Raw genomic sequence first — 20,187 nt, 5'->3', positions numbered from 1 at the left:
GGTTGCAATCGTTTGCATTGACCGTATGCATTATTGCGAATCGCGCAAAGATGGTGCGAGAGATCAGGAGAGAAGTGCTATGAAATTTCGTCACGCATTGGCCTTCGGCGTCGCGCTGAGTGCCTTTTCAACCCCGGCAATCGCGCAGGACGACACCCCGGCTGCCGACGGCGAGCCGCTGCTCGAAGACAACGTAATCATCGTAACTGGCGTTGCCCGGGGGCAGAATCGCCTTGAAAGCTCGGTTTCGGTCAGTTCGCTCGATGCCGAGTCCATTTCGGATCTGAACCCGCGGTCTTCAGCTGATCTTATCCGTCAGATCCCCGGCATTCGTTCTGAAGCGTCCGGTGGTGAAGGCAATGCCAATATTGCGGTCCGCGGCCTGCCGGTTTCGACCGGGGGTGCTCGCTATATCCAGTTGCAGGAAGATGGCCTTCCGGTTCTTGAATTCGGCGACATCATCTTCGGCAACGCCGACAATTTTGTCCGCGCAGATCGCAACGTCGGGCGTGTCGAAGCCATCCGTGGTGGTTCGGCCTCGACTTTCGCGTCAAACTCGCCCGGCGGCATCATCAACTTCATTTCGAAGACGGGCCAGTCCGAAGGCGGCGCGATCCAGGGCACTGTCGGGCTCGACTTCGAGACCTATCGCCTCGATTTCGACTATGGCGCTCCGCTTGGCGATGACCTCTACTTCCATGTTGGCGGTTTTTATCGCACCGGCGAAGGTGCGCGTGACATCGGCTACAACGGCAGCAACGGCGGCCAGATCAAAGCCAACATCACCAAAGAATTCGATGGCGGCTACATCCGTTTCTACGGCAAGTATCTCGACGACAGCACGCCGACGATCCTGCCGCAGCCGGTGTTTGTCGGCGGCACCAATGGCAGCCCCGACTACAATGCAATCCCAGGTTTCGATCCGCGTACGGACTCGCTCTACAGCCGCTTTATCAACACGGCCGTCACGCTCGACGGTGCCAACAATGTCGCGAGCTTCGACTTCCACGACGGTCTGTCGGTGCAAAGCAAAGCTTTCGGCGTCGAGGCCGAAGTCGAGTTCGCACCCGGCTGGACGCTGACGAACCGTTTCCGCTTTGCCGATAATTCGGGCAGCTTCGTCTCGCCCTTCCCGGCCAGTGCTGGCACTGCGCAGTCGATTGCCGACGGCATCGGCGGCGCTGGTTCGAGCATTGTGTTTGCGACCGGGCCGAATGCAGGTCAGGTCGCCAACCCGGCTTCGATTGGCGGGAACGGTCTCCTGACCAATGTCGTTCTGTTCAACACGCGTCTGAACGACCTCGACAACATCACCAACGACCTTCGTCTGACCAAGGATTTCGACTTTGGCGGTGGCTCGGCCACGTTCCAAACCGGCTTTTACATGTCGCGTCAGGAAGTCGACACCGACTGGCTCTGGACCTCGTTCGTCCAGACCGTTGAGGGCGATGGCAACTCCGTTCTGGTCGACATTGTCGATGCAGGTGGCAACACTGTTACACAGGGCGGTGTCGTTGGCTTTGGTGCGAGCTTCTTTGGCAATTGCTGCCGTCGCAACTACGACGTCAGCTACGACACTTATGCGCCTTTCGCATCGCTCACGCTGGAATTTGACCGCCTGACCATCGACGGCAGCATCCGCTATGACTTCGGCGATGCTTCGGGGACCATCACCGGTTCGGACAGCGGTTTCGGAAACGGCCTGACCTCGTTCGATTTCAACAACGATATGGTCATCGATCCGGCTGAGGCGCAGACCAGTGTCCTGCCTCTGAATGCCTCGCGCCCGGTCAACTATGATTTCGGCTACTTCTCATTCTCGCTCGGCGCGAACTATCTTCTGACCGATGATCTTTCGATCTTCGCACGCTACAGCCAGGGTGGTCGTCACACTGCTGACCGCAGCTTGTTTTCGCCAGCAGTCAGCGTGGTCGACGGTGACACGCCGGGTGGTGACAGCGGCGTCATCGCCGACGTCAACCAGCTCGAAGCTGGCCTCAAGTACCAGGGCGGCGGCTTCCGGGTCTATGCCACCGGCTTCTTCGCGGAGACGTCGGAAACCAACGTGGAAATCGCTCCGCTGGTCCTGACCGACACTCAGTATGAAGCGTTTGGTCTGGAGCTGGAAGGCTCGTATTCGGTTGGTCCTTTCTCAATCTCGGCTGGTGCTACATGGACCGATGCAGAGATCAAGGATGCGCTCAACCCGGCGGTTATCGGCAACACCCCGCGTCGTCAGGCCGATCTCGTCTACCAAGCCACTGCGCAGTACGAGAACGACACTTTCACCGTTGGTGCCAACATGATCGGAACGACCGACAGCTTCACGCAGGACAACAACCTGCTGGAATTGCCGGGCTACACCCAGGTTAACGCATTCCTTGCCTTCCGTCCGCTGGAGCGGCTGGAAGTGGCGCTGAATGCCAACAACCTCTTCAACGTCTTCGGTTACACCGAGGCTGAAGAAGGGGCGATCCCGGGCAACGGCATCGTTCGTGCCCGCTCGATTGCAGGACGCACGATTTCTGCATCGGTGCGCATCGATTTCTGATCGATGATCTACCCGGTGGTCGGTCGAGCCCTCCCCTCGACCGACCACCAACTGCATTGTAGTGCGACTAATCTCTCGATCCTGAGGGATGGATAGCTGCCGCACTAGTCCTTGGCATCAGTCGACCGGAAAGCGGTGATGGGGCAGATGACGTCTTTCGATTCCAAAGTGAGCAACAAGCAGCGCAACCCAACACAATGGTTGTCGCAAGACCTTGCTGGGCTTGCACCAGGAAACTTCAATCAAGCCCCCATCATTGGTTCTGCAAGCGCGCAACCAATGTCGCCGGAACTGGACGTTTGGGATGCCTGGCCACTGGCCGATCCTGCAGGCGTTCCGATCTCTTGGCGCGGGGGCGAGCTCTGGTTTGCTCTTGCTGTTTCGCGAGCAGATGATCCTGAGGCCCGGCACCATCTTGCTCGAATCCACCACTTCCATAGGGTCGAGAGCCACTTCAAACATATTGGTCGTACTCTGCCTGAAGCACTCTCGCCGGGTGCACGAGAGTGGTCCGGCTCGGCACGCTATGAGAACGGCAAGGTCACGCTTTTCTTCACGGCCACTGGTCACAAGGGTGACAGCAGCCTGTCCTATCACCAGCGCCTCTTCTTGGCTCAGACCACGCTAGCTCCAGACGGAGAATTCGGCGAGTGGACACAGCCTATTGAGTTTCTGGAGGCTGATGGCGAAACCTACCGGCCCGCGAATGAAAACCAGGGTGAACCGGGCAAGATCAAAGCTTTCAGAGATCCTTCGCATTACCGCGACCGCGAGGGTCAGGACTATGTGCTGTTCACCGGCTCTTCTGCCTCCAGCCCGGGCACGCATGACGGTGTCATCGGCCTGGCCAAGGCTTCTGGTGGACCGGACTATCAGCTTTTGCCACCGCTGGTCGAAGCCATTGGCGTGAACAACGAATTGGAGCGGCCCCATATCGTCGAGCATGCAGGGCGATTGTATCTCTTCTGGTCGACACAGCGCGGCGTTTTCGCCCCAGGTATCGAAGCACCGACCGGCTTGTATGGCGCAACGGCAGAGAGGTTGGACGGACCGTGGACCTTTTTGAACGGTCATGGCCTCGTGATCGGCAATCCCGTTGACCAGCCGACCCAAGCTTATAGCTGGTGGGTGCTGCCGGACCTCACAGTCACCAGCTTCGTCGACTATTGGGGGCCGGAGAACCCGGACGTCACCGAAGAAGAAACCCGCAGAGCGCGTTTCGGAGGCACCTTTGCTCCGTTCGTGCAGATTGCATTGGATGGCGATAAAGCGCGCCTGGTAGAAGGCTGATGGGCAACGGCTTGCTTGGCGGGATCGAGGCAGGCGGCACCAAATTCGTGCTCGCAGTTGGCTCCTCCCCAACCGACATCCTTTCCCGTCATTCGATCCCGACGCGCAAGCCAGAGGACACCTTGGCAGAAGCCGCTGAGTGGTTCGCCAGCCAGGGTCGTCTTGAGGCTCTGGGCATCGCCAGTTTTGGACCGGTCGATCTTGATCGCGATTCTCCCAGCTGGGGCAGCATCACCAACACACCAAAGCCCGGCTGGTCGGGTTGCGCGCTGGCGAGCTTTTTCGGAAAGCGTTTCGGCGTACCAATCGGCTTCGACACCGATGTCAACGGCGCGGCACTGGCTGAATACCATTTTGGTGCCGGGCGAGACGCGTCCTCGCTAGCCTATGTTACCGTGGGGACCGGCATCGGGGGCGGACTGGTCGTCGACGGAAAAGCACTTCATGGCGCTGCTCACCCGGAGATGGGGCACATCTTTCCGCGCAGGCATACAAAGGATTTAGAGTTCGCAGGCACCTGTCCGCATCATGGAGATTGCCTCGAAGGTCTAGCATGCGGACCCGCGATACTCGCACGCTGGGGAAGCTCGCTCTCCGAATTGCCGCTCGACCATGTCGCTCACCGGGTAATAGCGGACTATCTGGCGCAGCTTTGCCACACGATATTCGCGACCACTTCGGCAGAAGTCATCGTGCTCGGAGGGGGAGTGATGGGTACACCCGGTCTTCTTGAAAAGGTGAACGCTCGCGCACGCCAACTAGATAAAGAGTATCTTCCGGGCGGACCAAAACACCTGCTCGCTGCACCGTTGCTTGGACAAGATTCGGGCGCAGTTGGAGCATTACTCCTTGCAAAGATGACTAGCACCGATTGAATTTTTTGAGGTGTCAACCTGCTCTCGGGACGAAGCGCATTCAATCCTAGCTTTGGGCCGACATCTTGTGAACAAGCAATTCGTCTCTGCGAACTCACCGAGGAGATCGCATTCTTGTCCTAATCCACCCTACAAGCCCCGGGAAAAAAAGAGGGTGCTCTTACCTCGCTCTCTGTGCTGGCTCCAAAATGGCAAACGCACGCTTTGCTTCCGTTCGACCTGTGGCCGTGTGATTCACGCTATTGTGATGTCACTGAACGACTGGATTTGGGAGCCTGCGGGTTCCGCCGGATGGTCCGGAACTGGGGCGCATTTCCGCCGATGGCTTGCCTGACTGATCGGCAGATCTCTGGACGAGAGCTCCGTCATCGAAAGACCGATGAAAAGGCTGGAAAAAGTTCTGCGAAGTGACGACTGCTCGCGCTTTGTCGCCGTCAATCTCCGCCCATAATATGCGATGACATATGAGGATTCAGAAATTTATGCCTCTACATATTTCTGTTGCCCCTCTCACAAATAAGAGTATATGCTAAAACATATATACGTCGATCAACATATGCAGAAACATATTTATGAGCACGGCAATCGAAGACATCGCCGCAAGCATCAAAGTGGCTCGGATAGCAAAAGGCTTTACCCAGAAACAGCTGGGTGAGCGGGTGGGCTTGCCTCAAAGCCACATCTCCAAAATCGAAGGCGGGAATGTAGACCTACAGATTTCCAGCCTTGTCGAAATAGCGCGCGCGCTCGACCTCGAACTGAAGCTAGTGCCTCGAAGGACCGTACCGGCGATCGAAGGCGTTGTTCGCTCACAGCGCGAAAGAAGCGAGGCCAGTCGAACGCTCGCAACGATTGCCGAAACCAACCGGTTCGCTGAGCGACTACGGCAGAGCTATCCGAGCGTCACCGAGGTGAATGAGTTTCAAAGCGCCCTGAAAGATATCCAGACCATTAATTTCACTCCCGAAACGCTCAAAGCCATCCAGCAGGCTTTGCAGCCCGTCGCTCATCTGAAAAAGCATCTTCAGGACCTCGGCTGGGCGCTTGAGCAAAAAGAAGGAACGAAGAAACTCGCCCAGCAGATCGCGGCATCCACACGTGCCCTACGGCACGTCAGAAACCTGCAGGTTCACTCAATCGATCGAGATAGTGCCCACAGACTGCCTGCTTACCGGCTTGAGGACGACGCCACATGATCAACGCAGCGGCTCTCGATATCTTTCTGGGTGAGACGCGCGTTGGAACCATCGCACGGCTCGATGGAGATGCGAGCATCTTCACATTCGACGATGTCTACCTTGCCGACCAGGATCGGCCGACGCTTTCGCTCGCCTACAAGGACGCGAATGGCGAGATCATCGCAGAGCCACGTAGCTATCGAACGAAGATCGAGCCGTTCTTCTCCAACCTCCTTCCTGAAGGAACGCTTCGCGACTACCTGGCCCGCCGCGCCGGCGTGAAAGCCGTGCGCGAATACCACCTTCTCGCACAGCTCGGGCACGATCTTCCCGGCGCAGTGCGCGCCCTCGCCGTCGATGCCGAGGAAACGGAGGCCGACGAGCTAGATGAAGAAGCGGCGGGGAAGCAGGCAGAGCGCGCGCTGCGCTTCTCGCTTGCCGGCGTGCAACTCAAATTCTCGGCTATCAAAGCCCAGGGCAAGAATGGCGGACTGACGATCCCAGTCACAGGCAGCGGCGGCGACTGGATCGTCAAGCTGCCCTCTGCGAGACATCCGGACGTGCCCGAGGCTGAATTCGCAGCGATGAAACTGGCAGCAAAGATCGGGATCGACGTACCTGAAATCGGCCTTGTGCCTCTCGATCAGATCGATGGCATACCCGAAGGTATCACCCGTTACGGAGAGTCCGCTTTTGCCATCCGGCGCTTCGACCGGGGGGAAGAGGGACCCGTGCACACCGAAGACTTCGCCCAGGTGTTCGGTGTCTTTGCAGACGATAAATACGAGAATGCGAGCTACCGCCAGATTCTCAGTGTCCTGGCGATCGAGACCGACGAACAAAGCGTGGTCGAATTCGTCCGCCGGCTCACCTACTCGGTACTGATCGGGAATGGCGACATGCACCTCAAGAACTGGTCGTTGATCTACCCGGATAGGCGTAACGCGCTGCTGGCACCTGCCTATGACCTGCTTTCGACGCTCGACTATATCCCAGGCGACGATGCTGCACTCAAGTTTCATAGCTCGCGCGAGTGGGCATCCTACACCTATGATGAACTCGAGGCGATCGCCGACAAGGCGAAGCTGCCTGCCAAGCTGATCACCGCGACAGCGAAGGATGTCGTTGCACGGTTCGACGACGCCTGGCGCAGCGAAAGCGGACACCTGCCCTTCCCCGATGATGTACGAAGCGCGATTGAGAGGCATCGCAAAACTCTTGCGATCTGAGAGCTGCTCCGAAATCTGGTCGTGCACGCGCAGGCACGACCCGGAACAACTGCCGGGGCCAATTCGTCAGAAAATCTGGCACATAGCGGCCCTTCAAATCCCGAAGTCCAGTGTCTTGCTCTTGCTTCGGGCGAGTTCCTTTTCGGCCTTGTTGGCCTCTTCCGGTTTCAGCTGATCAAGTTCGCCGTTTTTCTTTTCTGTCGGCGTCAACTGTGCGGTGACCTCGAGGGCCGAGGCCTTCTCGCCTTTGTTGCGTGCCACGACTGCTCCGAGCCTGTCCGAACTGTCGACCACCAGTGTCAGGTGATCGCGAAGCCTCGTGATCGTCACGAGGAACGTTTTCTGGTTCGACAGGTTGCGCTCGCGGCTGTCCATGACGGCTATGCCGCGATCGGATGTCAGACCCTGCGCCATGTGGGCGTTGAGCGCATAGGCAAGATCGATCCGCTTCAGCATCGGATCGTCCTTTTTGAGCTCGACCTGGTCTCCCTTGGAAGTTTCGAAAGTGACCTTCCCGCCGACAACGGCAACCACCCTGGCCTGGTCGGCATTGAACAGGCCGCGGCGATGATCGTTGCGGGTCCATCGGATCCGGTCGCCTTCATGGATCTCGAGCTTCCTCGGCTCATGCAAGGTCAGATTCTGGTCGCCCTTCCCTGCCCTGATCCGTGCCGGGTCGAACCGGAACCGCTTGCCGCGCTTATCCGCAACTTCGACCTGCCTGCCCTTCCGGTCCTGTCCCAGGACACGATACTCGCCCGCTGACAGTCCCAGGGCCTGTTGCTTTCTCGAGACCTCGAGCACCCGGCCAGGCTGATAGGCCGAGAGATGTCGCAGCTCTTCGCGGGTCGTGTTGACGCGGTCGAGCACTCCGAGCTCGGCCTTGCCCGGGCCAATCTCGCCATTGGCGAGAAGTCCCTGCTGGATGGCAGCATTGACCGCAGAGCGGATGGCGCGGCCCGAGGCGTAGATCGATGTCCGCGCGCGGTCGTCCTTGTCGAGCGCCAACCAGATGTCAGCAGCGACCAGCGCGCCATCGCCCTTGGCTTCGACCGTGTGCGGCTGCAGGTGACGCAGCGCCGTGCGCACATCGCCCGCCTGCGCTGCCGCCTGCGCCTCGCGGATGACTGGATCGCGGGCGCGCAGGTTGGTCGCCATTTCAGCGCGCGCCATACCCGTCCGCTGCAGCAGCGCGAAGGGTTTGCCCGCATCGACTGCGCCGAGCTGCTTGCGGTCCCCCATCAGGACCAGGCGGTGAACGCCAGCAAGATTGGCAAGGCGGACGAGCTTTTCCTTGTCCTCGTTCGAGATCATCGAAGCCTCGTCGAGCACCAGCACATGGTCCTTCAGCGCCGCCTTTGCCTCCAAACGCAGCACCGCGTTACCGGGATCGTCGAGCAGCTTGTTCCAGCCACCAAGGAACCGGGCCAGCGTCTGCGAGGCTATACCGGTGTCGCGTTCGAGCATCTGGACGAGCGTGTTCTGGATCGCGAGCCCGATAACCGGGCGGCCCTCGGCGCGCAGCACCTCGGCGACGGGTTTCAGAACGCTGCTCTTGCCGGCACCGGCAATTCCCTGGACCGCGATCGTTCGATCCTCGGACGTCAGGATCAACTTCGCCGCTCCGAGCTGACCCTCGTTGAGGCGGAATCCCTGCCCTGCCATTGCAGCGGCCTGGACACGAGCGGTCGCGCTTCCCGTCTCAACTGCAGACGAGCTCGCACCCTTGCCAGCGGCAACCTCGGACAAGATCCGCTGCTCAGCGATCACCGCGTCACGCGAAGCCAGCCAGCCCTTGTGGTCTCCCTTGCCCACTATGAGGTCGCCGGAGCGCACCAAGGCGCGGGTCCGTTTTTCAATATCGGCAATCGTCGCTGGCAACCCGAAATCGAGCGCGGCCTTGTAGAGCGCGGTGCGCTCGAAGGCAGCCTCGCGCTGCGAGAGATGACGCACCGCCGAAGCGACGGCCTGTGCCGCTGCGATCGTCTCACGGTCCTGTCTGAGGACCGACTTGGGCACAAGCGGATCAGCCGGATCGCCCCTGACATGCGCGGCGAAGCGTCCCAGCCATGCGCGCCCGCGCTCGACAAGCGAGCCGAACCTGCCAGTTTCGATCGACTGTTTCAGTGTGCGGATCCGGGCCCGCTCGACCAAGGGAGCGAGGTCCAACCCGATGGATTTCGCGGTTTCGCTCCAGAGCTTGCCCAAGGTTTCGCGGTCCTCGATCGTGTCCTTACTGGCGCGCGTATCGAGCGCAGCGATGCGGCCAGCTTCAAGACCAGGACCGCGCCGCGCATCGAGCACTTCCTGGCGGCGGCTCGAGAACGCCATGACCTGTTCGCGGGTGATACCGCGCGCTTCGAAATTGCCGTGCTTGAGGGTCGGTCCCGGCTCGTAGCCAAGCTTCTCGACCGCGACGCGAAAGCGCGCCATTGCAATAGAATTGAGCGTGGTGTTGAGCTGCCAGAGCCGGTCGTTCTTGAGCGTGCGCCACTTCCCGTCCTTGCCTTGCGTGACATTGGCGATGACCGCATGAAAGTGGAGGTTCGGCTCCTGGTTGCGGTTGGTGTCGTGCTGGAACAGGCCGATCGCAAGGCTTCCCGTGGCTTGAGTGACGATCTTGCCTTTCTCCACCATCCGGGTCTCGGCCGCATTCTTCTCAGCCCAGTGCAGCGCTTCCAGGACGGCTTCGCGGTAGGCGGCAATGATCCGCTCATCCTTCCCGACGAGCGCCAGCAGCGACCAGCTCTTGGGGACGGAGAAGGTGAGGTCTGTACCCGGGCGGTGCGTCTGTCCGGGATTGCCGACACTGCTGCCGTCGGGCAGCTCGCCTTGCAGCAGCGCGTCGAACACCGCAGCCTCGACCTTGCCGTCGAGACCAAGGCGCCTTGCACCCTCGCCGACCCACTGGCCTGAGCGGTCGGCATCGGCGCTCGCGTAGTAATTGTCCGAAGCGAAGTAGCTTGCCGCCGCCGAAGGCGAGCGGACATTGGCGACGGAAAGCATGGGCTGGGATCACTTTCTCTTGGCCCTCGTCCCCTCCCCGGTTAAGCGTCACATGTCCGGATCGAAGTCCCCGTAATCGTGACCATGGTCCTGCCCCTGATCGGCATCGCGACCCTGCTTCGCTGCACCGCCAAGCAGCGACTTCTGCTGCTCTTCCTGGAGCCTCTGGTCGGCCTTGCCGCGCGCGACCTGTGCTCGCTGATGCGCTGCGGGATCGGGAATATCGGATCTGGCGGAAGGCACAGCCCGTTGCTCCATGCCGCGGTGCTCCTCAGCTTTCGAAGACAGAGGGAGTTCGGATTGAGCCGGCCGCTGAGGGTCCGATGTCGCCCTTTTCCCTGGCGCATTCGGATCGCGAGCCTTCCTTGTCTGATCCGGTCGAGCCTGCTCGACCTTGTTGCTGCGACGGGTCCGGCGAGGTTCCTTTTTCTCTTCTTGGTCAGCTTTCTTTTCAGCGCTGTCGGTGCGATCGTGCGCATTCCTCATCCGGCGAGGATCACCATCATTGTCGCCTGTTTCAGAGGCTGCTCCGGCACCGCCCCCTGCTCCCTCATTATCATCAGCGTGCCGGGTCTGCGGTGGTAACTTCGGCATATCCCGGGGAATGAAGCCTTCGGCCACCCGAGGCCAGTTGCGCGGTTCGAGGACCACGGGTGCCGCCGGAAATCCTTCGGGAAACTTGATGAAACCATGTAGGTTCTTGAGCTTCATCAGCTCGTCGGGAAGCAGCAGTGGGACGACCTGGCGCCGGGGCGTCAGGCTTACCGCGTCGCGCGCATTGTTATAGCCGTAGCTGTATCCTTCCTCCATCTCGCGAACCTCGCGGTGGCCAATGATATCGGAACACCAGGTGGCGGTCTCGCGATCTGCTGTGCCGAGGATCAGCTTGGTTCGGGCAAGCGAGGACAGGGTCATGGCCATGTTCTCGCCGTAGACATCCTTGAGCTTGGCAAAGGCATGGATCCCGGTGACGATCGCGCCCCCGAAATTGCGCGCGGTCTGGAGGCCCTTCTCGAGCGAAGGCAGGCGATGCAGCGCGCCCAGTTCGTCGATCAGGAACCAGAGCCTGATGTCCCGCGAGCGCTGGCCCGCCATCAGCGTATTGATCGCGGTATCGAGCCACAGGGTGAGCAGCTGCGAGAGCACGCTCATGTCGATGTAGCGCGCGGACAGAAACAGGATAGAGCCCGGTTCACCTGCCCCGTTGACCCACTCGCGGACCGAAAAGGGCGTCCCGTCTTCGGGCAGCATCTGGAGCGCCTTGGCGTTGACATTGAACACTGCACGCACCGATTCCGCCATGCGCGCCGCGCTCGGCGTGCTGATGGGACCGGCCATGGTATCTTCGACGAGACGGTGCAGATCGGAGAGATCGGCGTTCATGAGTTCGTGGGCGAGCGCGGCGTTGGTGCCCCTCCCAGCTTCGGCGAGCTTGAGACAGGTCTCGACGAACAGCGTGCGCGCGGCGAGCACCCAGAACTGTTCGGCACCGCCCCCATCGTGCGGGACGAGGGACTCCGCCGCGGCATGGAATTCGGCACGTGTCGAGCAATCGTTGAACACGCTCCATGCGGGACAGCGCGCGTCGAGCGGGTTGAGAATGATGTCGCGTTTGGGATCGTAGAAGGTTTCGACAAAGGCCCCGGTAAGATCGAAAATGACCGCACGTTCGCCCCGTTCACGGATCTCCCTGGTAAGCTCGGTTAGGACGACGGTCTTGCCTGTCCCGGTTGTGCCAACAAGCATCGCGTGGCTCTGCTCGAGGCGCCAAGGCCAGCTGACCCCTGCCAGATGCGCGGGAGAATAGAAGCCCGCATCCCGCAGCGAAGCCGACCCGGCCAGACGCCAGCGCCAGCCCAACGCATCGCCATACTCGCGGGCACGGGCATTGCGGTTGTGCGCGGCGATCTCCCGGTCAAGTTCACGCAAGGTAGCAAGCTCCGCCCCGCGCACATGCTTCTTCTGTTTGGACTTCTCGCCGAAGCGTTCGGCAACCCACCAGAAAAGCGCGAAGAGCGGCGCAAGAATGAACCCGGCAAGCCACAAAGCGCTGATCACCGCACTCCGGAATAGCGCGACCGCTTCGCGCATCGGCGGGTAATCGGTCACGACGGAAATGGGAAATGCGACGAGGCTCCCATCGGCCAGCTTGAGGTTCACAAGCTTGTCCGGATCGAACTCCATGAAGGCATAACCAGAGGCATAGGCATGCATCCACAGGAGGTAGACCTGGTAGTCGTCTAGCGCCCCGCTTACGTCCCAATAGACCAGGCCGAGAACGACCAGGAAGGTCACGATCAGGGGCCCCTTGAGGCCCGCAGCAAACATGAAGCCGAAATGCCCCAGAAGCTGGCTGCCGCGGGTGAAGTTGACGAGATTATGCTTCATCCTCGCCTCCCATGGGTCGGGGTGCAACGATGCCAAGGCGCTCCAGCCGGCGCTGGTAGGCAGCGACCGTTCTGTCGCGCAAAGTGCTATCGGGATGATGCGTAAGCAGCGCATCGAGCGCCACTGTGATGAAGATGTTCTGGCGCCCCGGATCGGTCGCCGGAGTCCTCAGGTCAGCTTCGGTCGCGCGCTGCCAGGCATCGAAGATGCAATCGCAAACAACGATACTCGCGCTGACCCTGCGCTCGTCTGCTTGTTTCCTGATCCATTCGGCGATCAGGGGCGTGACATAGGTCACGAACCGGTGGTGTCTTTGCATTTTTCCAAGTTCCTTGTGTTCAAAGAACCTGGCTCACCCTTCGAAAGGCAAGTGCCACTCTAGGCCGCCGCCGGGGGTGTAGGAAAACGGAAAATTCACATCGCTTTTCAGCAGATTAAACGGATCTGTGCCGACTCGGCACGGACGAGAAAGCAAGTGGACCGCATCCGGCACAGAAGATGGTATCGGCGAAATTTGGTGAATTCGCGAAACAATTCCGCGCCTTCCATCGCAGCACCCGCTGCGTACGGTGTGCTGGGTCAAGCCCATTCTCAATTGCGGATCAGTGACCAGTTGCTTACCGGGCCAGATTATTGGAGAAAATGCTTTCGTTTCAAAACGGAAGCGTAGCGCAGCGTCGCCTTTAGCGGCGGAACTTTTTGTTCAGAACCGAGATATTCGGACGAGAATTTTCCTCAAATGTTCCGAAATGGGGACCAAATAGCCAACATCAGTGGCCAATGTTCTGGCCTGCTTGGATATGACGGCAAAGGAGCAAGATGTATTGTCCGGCGCAATGGACCGACATGCCAGAATGTTTGATCTTTATCGAATCCAGGGGCGACCGATTATGCGTCCAACTTTCGCACTGCGCCATCGCCATCCTTCACCCCTGTGAACATGAGAATAGGACAGGAACCGTTGCCGGTCCCTGCCCTGCTCATGCGGTCAGAACTCGTCTGACATCGCCCCGTGGATGGTGTGCACCACGCGCGCTGCAAGGTGCGCCGGAAGTACATTGTAATCGCCCTCATCCAGGGCAAAATATCCAAGGCGCTTGTCCTCGATAATGTGCTGATCGAAGAAGCTGTGCAGCGCCCGCCCCTCTGCCACAGCCAGTGCGGCAAAGTAGCGATCCGAAGTCGAAGTGCGTTGAAATTGCGTAGCCATAATTTCCTCCTGATGTCTGCCGTTGACGGCAGGAGCAGGACGGATGGGCGTGCGGCCGGCGGGTCAGGGATCGTCCTGAAGGGCGACCGCGAAGCGGCGGTAGGGGTTACGATTTTGTCGGACCGCAGCGGAGCGAAGGGGAGGCAAAATGGTGGGACCCTGCCGTCCTTGATGCGCCGGTTGCACGCCCATCATAATGGGACAACCGTGAGCCAGGCCCCTCCCCTTTAGGTCTGATAGAGCAACAGAAGAGGGGCGCTGTCCGGTCTGGACAGCGCCCCTCTGATGGGCATCGATGATGGAATATGTCAGTCGATCTCGGGAGCGTCGGTATTGTCGTTGTCGTCGCTCGAACCACTGCCGCGGGAGAGAAAGTCGATCTTGTCGGCGAGGATCTCGGTACCGTAGCGCGTGACCCCGTCCTTATCCTCCCACTGGGTGTAGTGGATGCGGCCCTGGACGCTGACCAGCTGGCCCTTGGAGCAGTACTGGCCGACGGTCTTAGCGAGGCCGTTGAAGCAGGTCACCCGGTGGAACTCGCTTTCCTTGGCGGTGTAGCCGTTCTTGTCCTTGTAGGTCTGACCGTCCTTGTCGCGCAGCGGGCGATCGGTGACGACGGTGATCCCGGTAACACTGGTGCCGCCCTGGGTCGTACGGGCTTCCGGATCGCGGGCGAGGCGGCCGGTGATGATGGCGATATTGGTCATGAGCTGTATCCTTCAGTTCCTCAAACCGGAGACCATCTCCGGCTTGCGAACATCCAGAAGAAGCAGGGCATGGGAGGACTGCACCGCAGGCCCACAGACCTGTCTGGTGGCCAAGGGAAACCTGTTCCTGACGGGTGGTGCGGGCAGGCGTGCGAAGCGCGACCACACGGCCGTCAAAGGAACGGGTTGCTGTCCTCAGCTGACCTGCTTTATGGAATGTTCGCGACAAATGCCGGATGGGTATCGGGTGTGGGTCTGAAGGTGCCAAGACCCCGCTGAAATCAGCTTACCCCATCGCCTGCCGATGCCGCCAGGAGATCCATCGAGTTGCAGGCTGCTTCCCGGTTTTCCTCGTTCTCGAACGCCACGTCGAGGTCGGGGGCGTACCCGAACATGTGCTGGAGCGACCACAGGGCAAAGCGCTTGCCCCGGTCCAATTCTGGCTCGGCTAGCGTCGACTTTGCGCCCCAATCTAGGACGTAGCGATCCGAGATCTTAGTTCCCGAAAGCGGACATTCCCTGCGGCCATTCCGGCCAAGGAGAATGGAAATGACTTACTCACACTTTGACCCTGCTGCCCAAAATCGAGTGCCTTGGAACTTCGGAGCGAAGATTGGGCCCAAGCGCCCGTTCAATCAGAAGCAGATCTGGGCGATCAGGTTCTTCCTTGATCGCGAAGAGCGCATCAGGGACCGGGCGCTCTTCGATTTGGCGATTGATAGCAAGCTGCGAGGCTGTGATCTTGTCGAACTGAAGATCGGCGATCTGGTAAGCGGTCCAGAAATAAGGACACGGGCGACAATCACACAGCGCAAGACAGGCCGCCCTGTTCAGTTTGAGATTGCGGCAGACGCTCGCGCCAGCCTTTTCGCCTGGCTGGAGCTCAGAGGTGGTGACGTCGAGGACTATGTCTTCCCTAGCCGTGTCGATCACTCGCGGCATCTCAGCACACGACAATACGCTCGGCTAGTCGATGAGTGGGTTACGGCTATCGGCTTGCGACCCGAAGAATACGGCACTCACTCACTGCGCCGAACAAAGGCTTCGATAATCTACAAAGCCACAGGCAACATCCGGGCAATCCAGATATTGCTCGGTCACTCCAAGATCGAAAACACAGTCCGATACCTAGGCGTCGACATAGAAGACGCTCTTACCCTTGCTGAGAAGACTGAAATCTGACTGGAGTTGGACGCTGGCCTAGACCTAGCCAGCGTCCGCTTCTGGGTGGTAAGCGGACATCGCTTCGTCGGGTATCGATCGCAGAGGAGGTGCGATGAGCGCTTAATCGAAGATCGAAAGCCTCAAGGGTCGCAGTAAGGCGCGCCCATCGCGCTGTCTGAATACACGATTGAGATAACTGCATCAAACGACTTGCCGTTTGTCCTTGCGGCTCCAGATTTTCACGAGCAATCCGCGCTCGCCGTTTGCGCTACCGACACTCGCCAGATTATCCGGTCCCTCAATGTATTTCAGTGTTCTTCGACGATACGCTCAACTTCATCCCATTGCCTGTCGCGGTCCACACAGCATCAGCACTTAGAGTTTTCGCGAGTGAGTGGATGACTCTGGTGCCCAATCCGGCTTTCGCCATGGCACGCTCGGCATCCAGTGCTGTGGCAGCCCCGTCGTCGCGGCAGACAATTGCCCAAGAATGGTCATCGCCCTCAATGAGCACCTGGATGTTTCCTTCGCCATCTTTGAGGCCGTGCTTGACGCTATTTGATACAAACTCATTGACAATCAGCAGCAAGGCATTTGCCAATTGCGGCGAAGCTTCGATAGATTGAACCTCAATCGATAGGGTAGCTTTGTCCGGAATGAGGTATCGCAAGTCGGTTTGGACTCGATCAAATAGGGACTCCAAGTCGACACGACCTCCGGCTTCCAACTCGTGCAATTCAGCGTGAAGCGAAGACAGAGATCGAATACGCGTGCTCGCGTCGTCCAACTCCATCTTCAACGTCTCATTGGAAGTTCTGCGGGCCTTCATCGAGAGCATTGCACCGATTGAGGCCAATGAGTTCTTCACTCGATGATCCACCTCTCTTCGAAGCACTCTTTCCTCTTCCAAAGAGAGCCGAAGGTTGAGTTCGCTCATTACATGCTTCGATAACACTTGAAGGACCTTCCGCTGTCGATCCGTCAGAGTTCGCGGCTTGTGATCAAGAACGCAGAGGGTTCCCAGAGGAAGGCCATTCGCCCCTTTGAGAACCGCTCCTGCGTAAAAGCGGAACCCCGGGTCAGACGTACACAAGGGGTTGTCTGCCATCCGTTCATCTTGAAGTGTATCGGGGATCTCCACGAAGTCACCTTGAAGGATGACGTGGCCGCATAGACTAGTCTCGATTGGAGTAGATCGTACGCCGAGGCCGACTTCGGCTTTAAACCACTGCCGCCCGGCGTCGATGAAGTTCACGACCGAAACAGGCACCTCGCATATATCCGCAGCGATTTCGACCAGTTCATCGAAATCCTTCTCGCGTTCGGTGTCCAAAATCCCGTATCTATGAAGCTCTTGAAGGCGCTTTTCTTCCTCGGGGTGAAGGCTTGGTTTCATTTGGGCGTTGTATCAGGAACCCCAGCATTGTGAACCTAAGCATGATGTCCGCTATTAGGGTCGTTAGCGGCTGGTCGGCTTCTGGCACATCGCTATCTCGGTGAGAGCGTCATCAAATGGGTGGAAAGCGGACCTCTTTATCTGGCGCAATGCCATGAAGCATTTTGAATCTGATGCTAATCAGACCCAATCAGCTCCGCAGGTTACATCACCCAGAAAGCACCCGCTCGGCGGGGGCGAAGAACTCACACCGGAAACCTTTGGGGTCGTAATCCAAATTAACCTTGCAGCCGAACTGGGAAGTCAAGCTCTTTTCGATCATGAACGATCCGAAGCCTGAGCTCTCGGGAGCAACTACTTCTGGCCCTCCAGATTCGATCCAAGTCAGCTCTAGATTTCGCTCATCGCCTTGATCGATTTCGCGCCAAGCGATCGCGACACTCCCACTCTCAGTCGAAAGTGCGCCATACTTTGCGGCATTCGTCGCAAGTTCATGTAGCGCCAGTCCGAAACCCTGCGCAGCTGTCGCCTTTATCCTCGTGGGTGGACCCGAAACCGTAATCCGATCTCCAATCATGTGCTCGAAATGTCCCAACTGAGAGCGGATCAGCTCATCGAATGGCACGTCCTTCCAAGAGTTTTGCACGAGCACGTTGTGGCTTGCCGACAATCCCGCAATTCTGGCCTCAAGTTGGGATACATAGTCCTCAGGATTCCGCTTCGCAGTTTGTCGAGCGAGAACTTGAACGACCGCGAGCACGTTTTTCGCGCGATGGTTCATCTCGTTCAGGATTAGCTTTTCTCGCTCTTCCCTCGCGCGCCGTTCGGTCTCATCGGTTATAGAAGCGAAGAACACCTCGCCTTCATCGGGGAAATATTGGAGTTGTACGGATACGGGATAAGTCGATCCGTCTTTCCTCATGTGAACCGTCGTAAACTGGAGAATTTCGACCTCACCGTTGAGCAGTGGTTTAACGTACGAGCGAAACTCATCCTCCGTATATTCGGGCTTGAGGTCCCATGGCGCAAGATCGCGAAGTTCCTCCATCGTGAAACCCAGATTTTCCCGAGCACCCCGGTTCACAAGCTCGAACTGGAATGTTCGATTGCCGAAGACGTAAGCCTCGCTAACGGACGCTTCGACAATCTTGCCCAGCCGCTCATTCAATGATGTTGTGGCGAGGCGTTCGAGTTCAGCTGCTGCCCTAGCAGAAAAAAGCTCGACGACTTCCGTTACTGTTTGTGGTTCCGGGAATGGCTTTTCGTCCATTACGGCAACCAAACCCAAAACGCGTCCATCAAGAGATCTTAGGGCAGTGCCTGCGTAACTTTTTGCGCCAATTTCGACGAGCATTTCGTCAAATGGGTAGAGTCTCGTAATATCGTCTGCATAGCAACATACACCTTGTGCGGCGACATCAGCACATGGTGTGTTGCGTAGGCCGTATACGAAATTGTCGGCGGGACCGTGGTCCCAAAAGGCTATGGTAGTGGCTTCATGTGGATTTGCGGGGTCAAACCGACAAACAAAAGCCCACCTGACATCGAGGGCTTTCGCTAATCCTTCGACCATTACGGGGAAGTATGCCTCTCCGACCACGTTTGATGTACCTGCCAGGATCGAAAGAGCATTTCCGATCGTGGGCGTCTGCGCGACAATGCTGGGATCGATACGATTCAACACGACCTCCCTATAAACGCTTCGTCATAGACCGACGTGTTGGCGCTAGCAAACCATTCCGACTAACGCAGGATCAGCATGCTAGGCAACTCAAACCGTGCCCTTTGCTCCGAGCACAACAGTCAAACGGGAGGAATCGGGCCGTTAGCCGTCCGTCCGCTCTTGGCAAATGACTAGCTCGGTGAAGCTGTCGCGAACTGGGTGGGAAGCGGACATTCTTCTCAGCCCATCCGAAAGTCAGTTTAGGGGTCGAAAAGCGACTGCAGCTTTCAGTGGGGAAACTCGAAAAGCTGCCTATCAATTGGCCGAAGGTTTTCAAATTTTACCAGTCAGCAGTTTGCTTCCATTGGCAAGCGTCCGGGTTAGCAAGCTCAATCACACGGCTCTGCTAGTCCCACGAGATCACGCCATCCGCCGAACGCCAGCTCGCTGGCCGGATCATCTTTTCGTGTGCGATACGGACTGACCTGATCTCCGCCTCGATCTCTCGCCGCCAATGCGCGAGGAAATCGAACAGCACCGGGAAATCCGGTGCTGCATCGTATTCCTGCCAAGCATAGATCTGCAGGAGCGAAGGGTGATCCGGCATGAAATAGCAGATCTCAGCCGTTGTCAGCCCGTACCCTTCCAGCTGAACCAGCAAAGCGCGGTCGGTCATTGAAGTGTGGGCTGGCTGTCCGGGCCGTCGAGCGAGCGCAGCGCCGCGAATACATCGTCAACGGAAGCCGGGCCCTCGAGATCGGGGGGCTGGCGCATCGCCGGCTGGTTTTCGACGGCATGCCGATCGGATGCCCAGGAAGCCAGAATGGCTCGCTTCACTTCGGGCTCAATCGCGGGATGATGCGCTACATCGAATGGATGCAAATATCGTGCGAATGGTTGCGACATGGGAAAATCCTCCTTTCTGCCTTGCCGCTGGTCTCTCACTGCGGATTGCTCCGCTCGGCGTATTTTGTGAGTCAATTTGAGACCGTCAAGACCCTGATATGGCCTACGGAAAGCGCCCGTTGGCAGTCGCAATCGGCGAGTGCCAAAAATTTGAATTGGACCTCTTGAAGCCGTTTCCAGCAAAACTAGATCGCGAAGTGCCTCCTGCCGATCATCCGGGGGAGGCGCTGTAAGTCATTTCGCTTTGTAATGGAGGTTATGCATGCATTTTCGACCTTTGCACGATCGCGTGCTGGTTCGCCGTATCGAGGCCGAAGAAAAGACGACCGGCGGCATTATCATCCCTGACACCGCCAAGGAAAAGCCGATGGAAGGCGAAGTCGTCGCCGTCGGCCCGGGTGCGCGTGACGATGCCGGGAAGCTGGTGGAACTCGCCGTCAAGGCGGGCGACCGCATCCTCTTCGGCAAGTGGTCCGGCACCGAAGTGCGGATCGATGGCGAGGACCTGCTCATCATGAAGGAGAGCGACATCCTCGGCATCATCGAAACCACCGCTGAGCTCAAGAAGGCGGCGTAAGCACGATACGTTGAGACTTCTGTTCAACCGAAAGAAGCATAGAAGGG

16 protein-coding genes are annotated in these 20,187 nt (G+C 58.6%); 7 read left to right on the top strand and 9 right to left on the bottom strand.

Going from position 1 to position 20,187, the window contains the following annotated elements; all coding sequences use genetic code 11:
- Positions 1-79: 79 nt before the first annotated feature.
- The 5 genes from EL2594_RS04195 to EL2594_RS04175 all read left to right on the top strand — a co-directional run bounded on the left by EL2594_RS04195 (position 80) and on the right by EL2594_RS04175 (position 7,123).
- Positions 80-2,551, top strand: coding sequence for a TonB-dependent receptor (locus tag EL2594_RS04195; protein WP_011413813.1), 2,472 nt, complete (start codon positions 80-82; stop codon positions 2,549-2,551).
- Between the two features lie 147 nt (positions 2,552-2,698).
- Entirely contained in the window at positions 2,699-3,841 is a 1,143-nt protein-coding gene (locus EL2594_RS04190) for a glycoside hydrolase family 68 protein (protein WP_049762529.1), read from the top strand.
- Positions 3,841-4,716 (top strand): ROK family protein, encoded by an 876-nt coding sequence (locus EL2594_RS04185; RefSeq protein WP_011413811.1) that lies wholly within the window; start codon positions 3,841-3,843, stop codon positions 4,714-4,716. The genes EL2594_RS04190 and EL2594_RS04185 overlap by 1 nt, the downstream gene beginning before the upstream one ends.
- A gap of 572 nt (positions 4,717-5,288) precedes the next feature.
- A complete protein-coding gene (locus tag EL2594_RS04180; protein ID WP_010412533.1) occupies positions 5,289-5,912 on the top strand; it encodes a helix-turn-helix domain-containing protein in 624 nt (207 codons plus the stop codon).
- Complete coding sequence (locus EL2594_RS04175; protein WP_011413810.1) at positions 5,909-7,123, top strand: type II toxin-antitoxin system HipA family toxin; 1,215 nt, start codon at positions 5,909-5,911, stop codon at positions 7,121-7,123. The genes EL2594_RS04180 and EL2594_RS04175 overlap by 4 nt, the downstream gene beginning before the upstream one ends.
- A 93-nt stretch (positions 7,124-7,216) precedes the next feature.
- Here EL2594_RS04175 and mobF read toward each other — a convergent pair whose 3' ends face one another.
- The 5 genes from mobF to EL2594_RS04145 all read right to left on the bottom strand — a co-directional run bounded on the left by mobF (position 7,217) and on the right by EL2594_RS04145 (position 14,434).
- Complete coding sequence (gene mobF, locus EL2594_RS04170; RefSeq protein ID WP_011413809.1) at positions 7,217-10,129, bottom strand: MobF family relaxase; 2,913 nt, start codon at positions 10,127-10,129, stop codon at positions 7,217-7,219.
- A gap of 48 nt (positions 10,130-10,177) precedes the next feature.
- Positions 10,178-12,517 carry a type IV secretion system DNA-binding domain-containing protein gene (locus EL2594_RS04165; protein WP_011413808.1) on the bottom strand — a complete coding sequence of 780 codons (2,340 nt, stop codon included), beginning with the start codon at positions 12,515-12,517 and terminating at the stop codon, positions 10,178-10,180.
- Complete coding sequence (locus EL2594_RS04160) at positions 12,507-12,836, bottom strand: hypothetical protein (protein ID WP_011413807.1); 330 nt, start codon at positions 12,834-12,836, stop codon at positions 12,507-12,509. The genes EL2594_RS04165 and EL2594_RS04160 overlap by 11 nt, the downstream gene beginning before the upstream one ends.
- 669 nt (positions 12,837-13,505) lie before the next feature.
- Positions 13,506-13,727, bottom strand: coding sequence for a hypothetical protein (locus tag EL2594_RS04155; RefSeq protein WP_011413806.1), 222 nt, complete (start codon positions 13,725-13,727; stop codon positions 13,506-13,508).
- A gap of 308 nt (positions 13,728-14,035) precedes the next feature.
- Positions 14,036-14,434: a single-stranded DNA-binding protein gene (locus tag EL2594_RS04145; protein ID WP_011413805.1), complete on the bottom strand. Its 399-nt coding sequence runs from the start codon at positions 14,432-14,434 to the stop codon at positions 14,036-14,038.
- Between the two features lie 549 nt (positions 14,435-14,983).
- Here EL2594_RS04145 and EL2594_RS04135 point away from each other — a divergent pair.
- Positions 14,984-15,616 (top strand): tyrosine-type recombinase/integrase, encoded by a 633-nt coding sequence (locus tag EL2594_RS04135; RefSeq protein WP_041685664.1) that lies wholly within the window; start codon positions 14,984-14,986, stop codon positions 15,614-15,616.
- A gap of 280 nt (positions 15,617-15,896) precedes the next feature.
- Here EL2594_RS04135 and EL2594_RS04130 read toward each other — a convergent pair whose 3' ends face one another.
- From EL2594_RS04130 to EL2594_RS04115, 4 genes are all read right to left on the bottom strand, one after another.
- Positions 15,897-16,931, bottom strand: coding sequence for a histidine kinase dimerization/phosphoacceptor domain -containing protein (locus tag EL2594_RS04130; RefSeq protein ID WP_233994309.1), 1,035 nt, complete (start codon positions 16,929-16,931; stop codon positions 15,897-15,899).
- A gap of 271 nt (positions 16,932-17,202) precedes the next feature.
- Entirely contained in the window at positions 17,203-18,675 is a 1,473-nt protein-coding gene (locus EL2594_RS14865) for an HWE histidine kinase domain-containing protein (protein ID WP_155805963.1), read from the bottom strand.
- Positions 18,676-19,063: 388 nt separating this feature from the next.
- The gene (locus EL2594_RS04120) at positions 19,064-19,333 is read right to left on the bottom strand and encodes an usg protein (RefSeq protein ID WP_011413800.1); all 270 of its coding nucleotides are present in this window, start codon (positions 19,331-19,333) and stop codon (positions 19,064-19,066) included.
- The gene (locus tag EL2594_RS04115; protein WP_011413799.1) at positions 19,330-19,563 is read right to left on the bottom strand and encodes a hypothetical protein; all 234 of its coding nucleotides are present in this window, start codon (positions 19,561-19,563) and stop codon (positions 19,330-19,332) included. Before EL2594_RS04115 ends, EL2594_RS04120 begins: the two co-directional genes overlap by 4 nt.
- Before the next feature lie 262 nt (positions 19,564-19,825).
- On the opposite strand from EL2594_RS04115, the gene groES reads away from it, so the two are divergent.
- Positions 19,826-20,140, top strand: coding sequence for a co-chaperone GroES (gene groES / locus EL2594_RS04110; RefSeq protein WP_011413798.1), 315 nt, complete (start codon positions 19,826-19,828; stop codon positions 20,138-20,140).
- Positions 20,141-20,187 lie beyond the last annotated feature (47 nt).

The sequence above is a fragment of the Erythrobacter litoralis HTCC2594 genome (assembly GCF_000013005.1).
GTDB lineage: Bacteria > Pseudomonadota > Alphaproteobacteria > Sphingomonadales > Sphingomonadaceae > Parerythrobacter > Parerythrobacter litoralis_A.
Note: the sequence above shows the minus strand (reverse complement) of the source record. Positions and strands in the feature narration are given on the sequence as shown.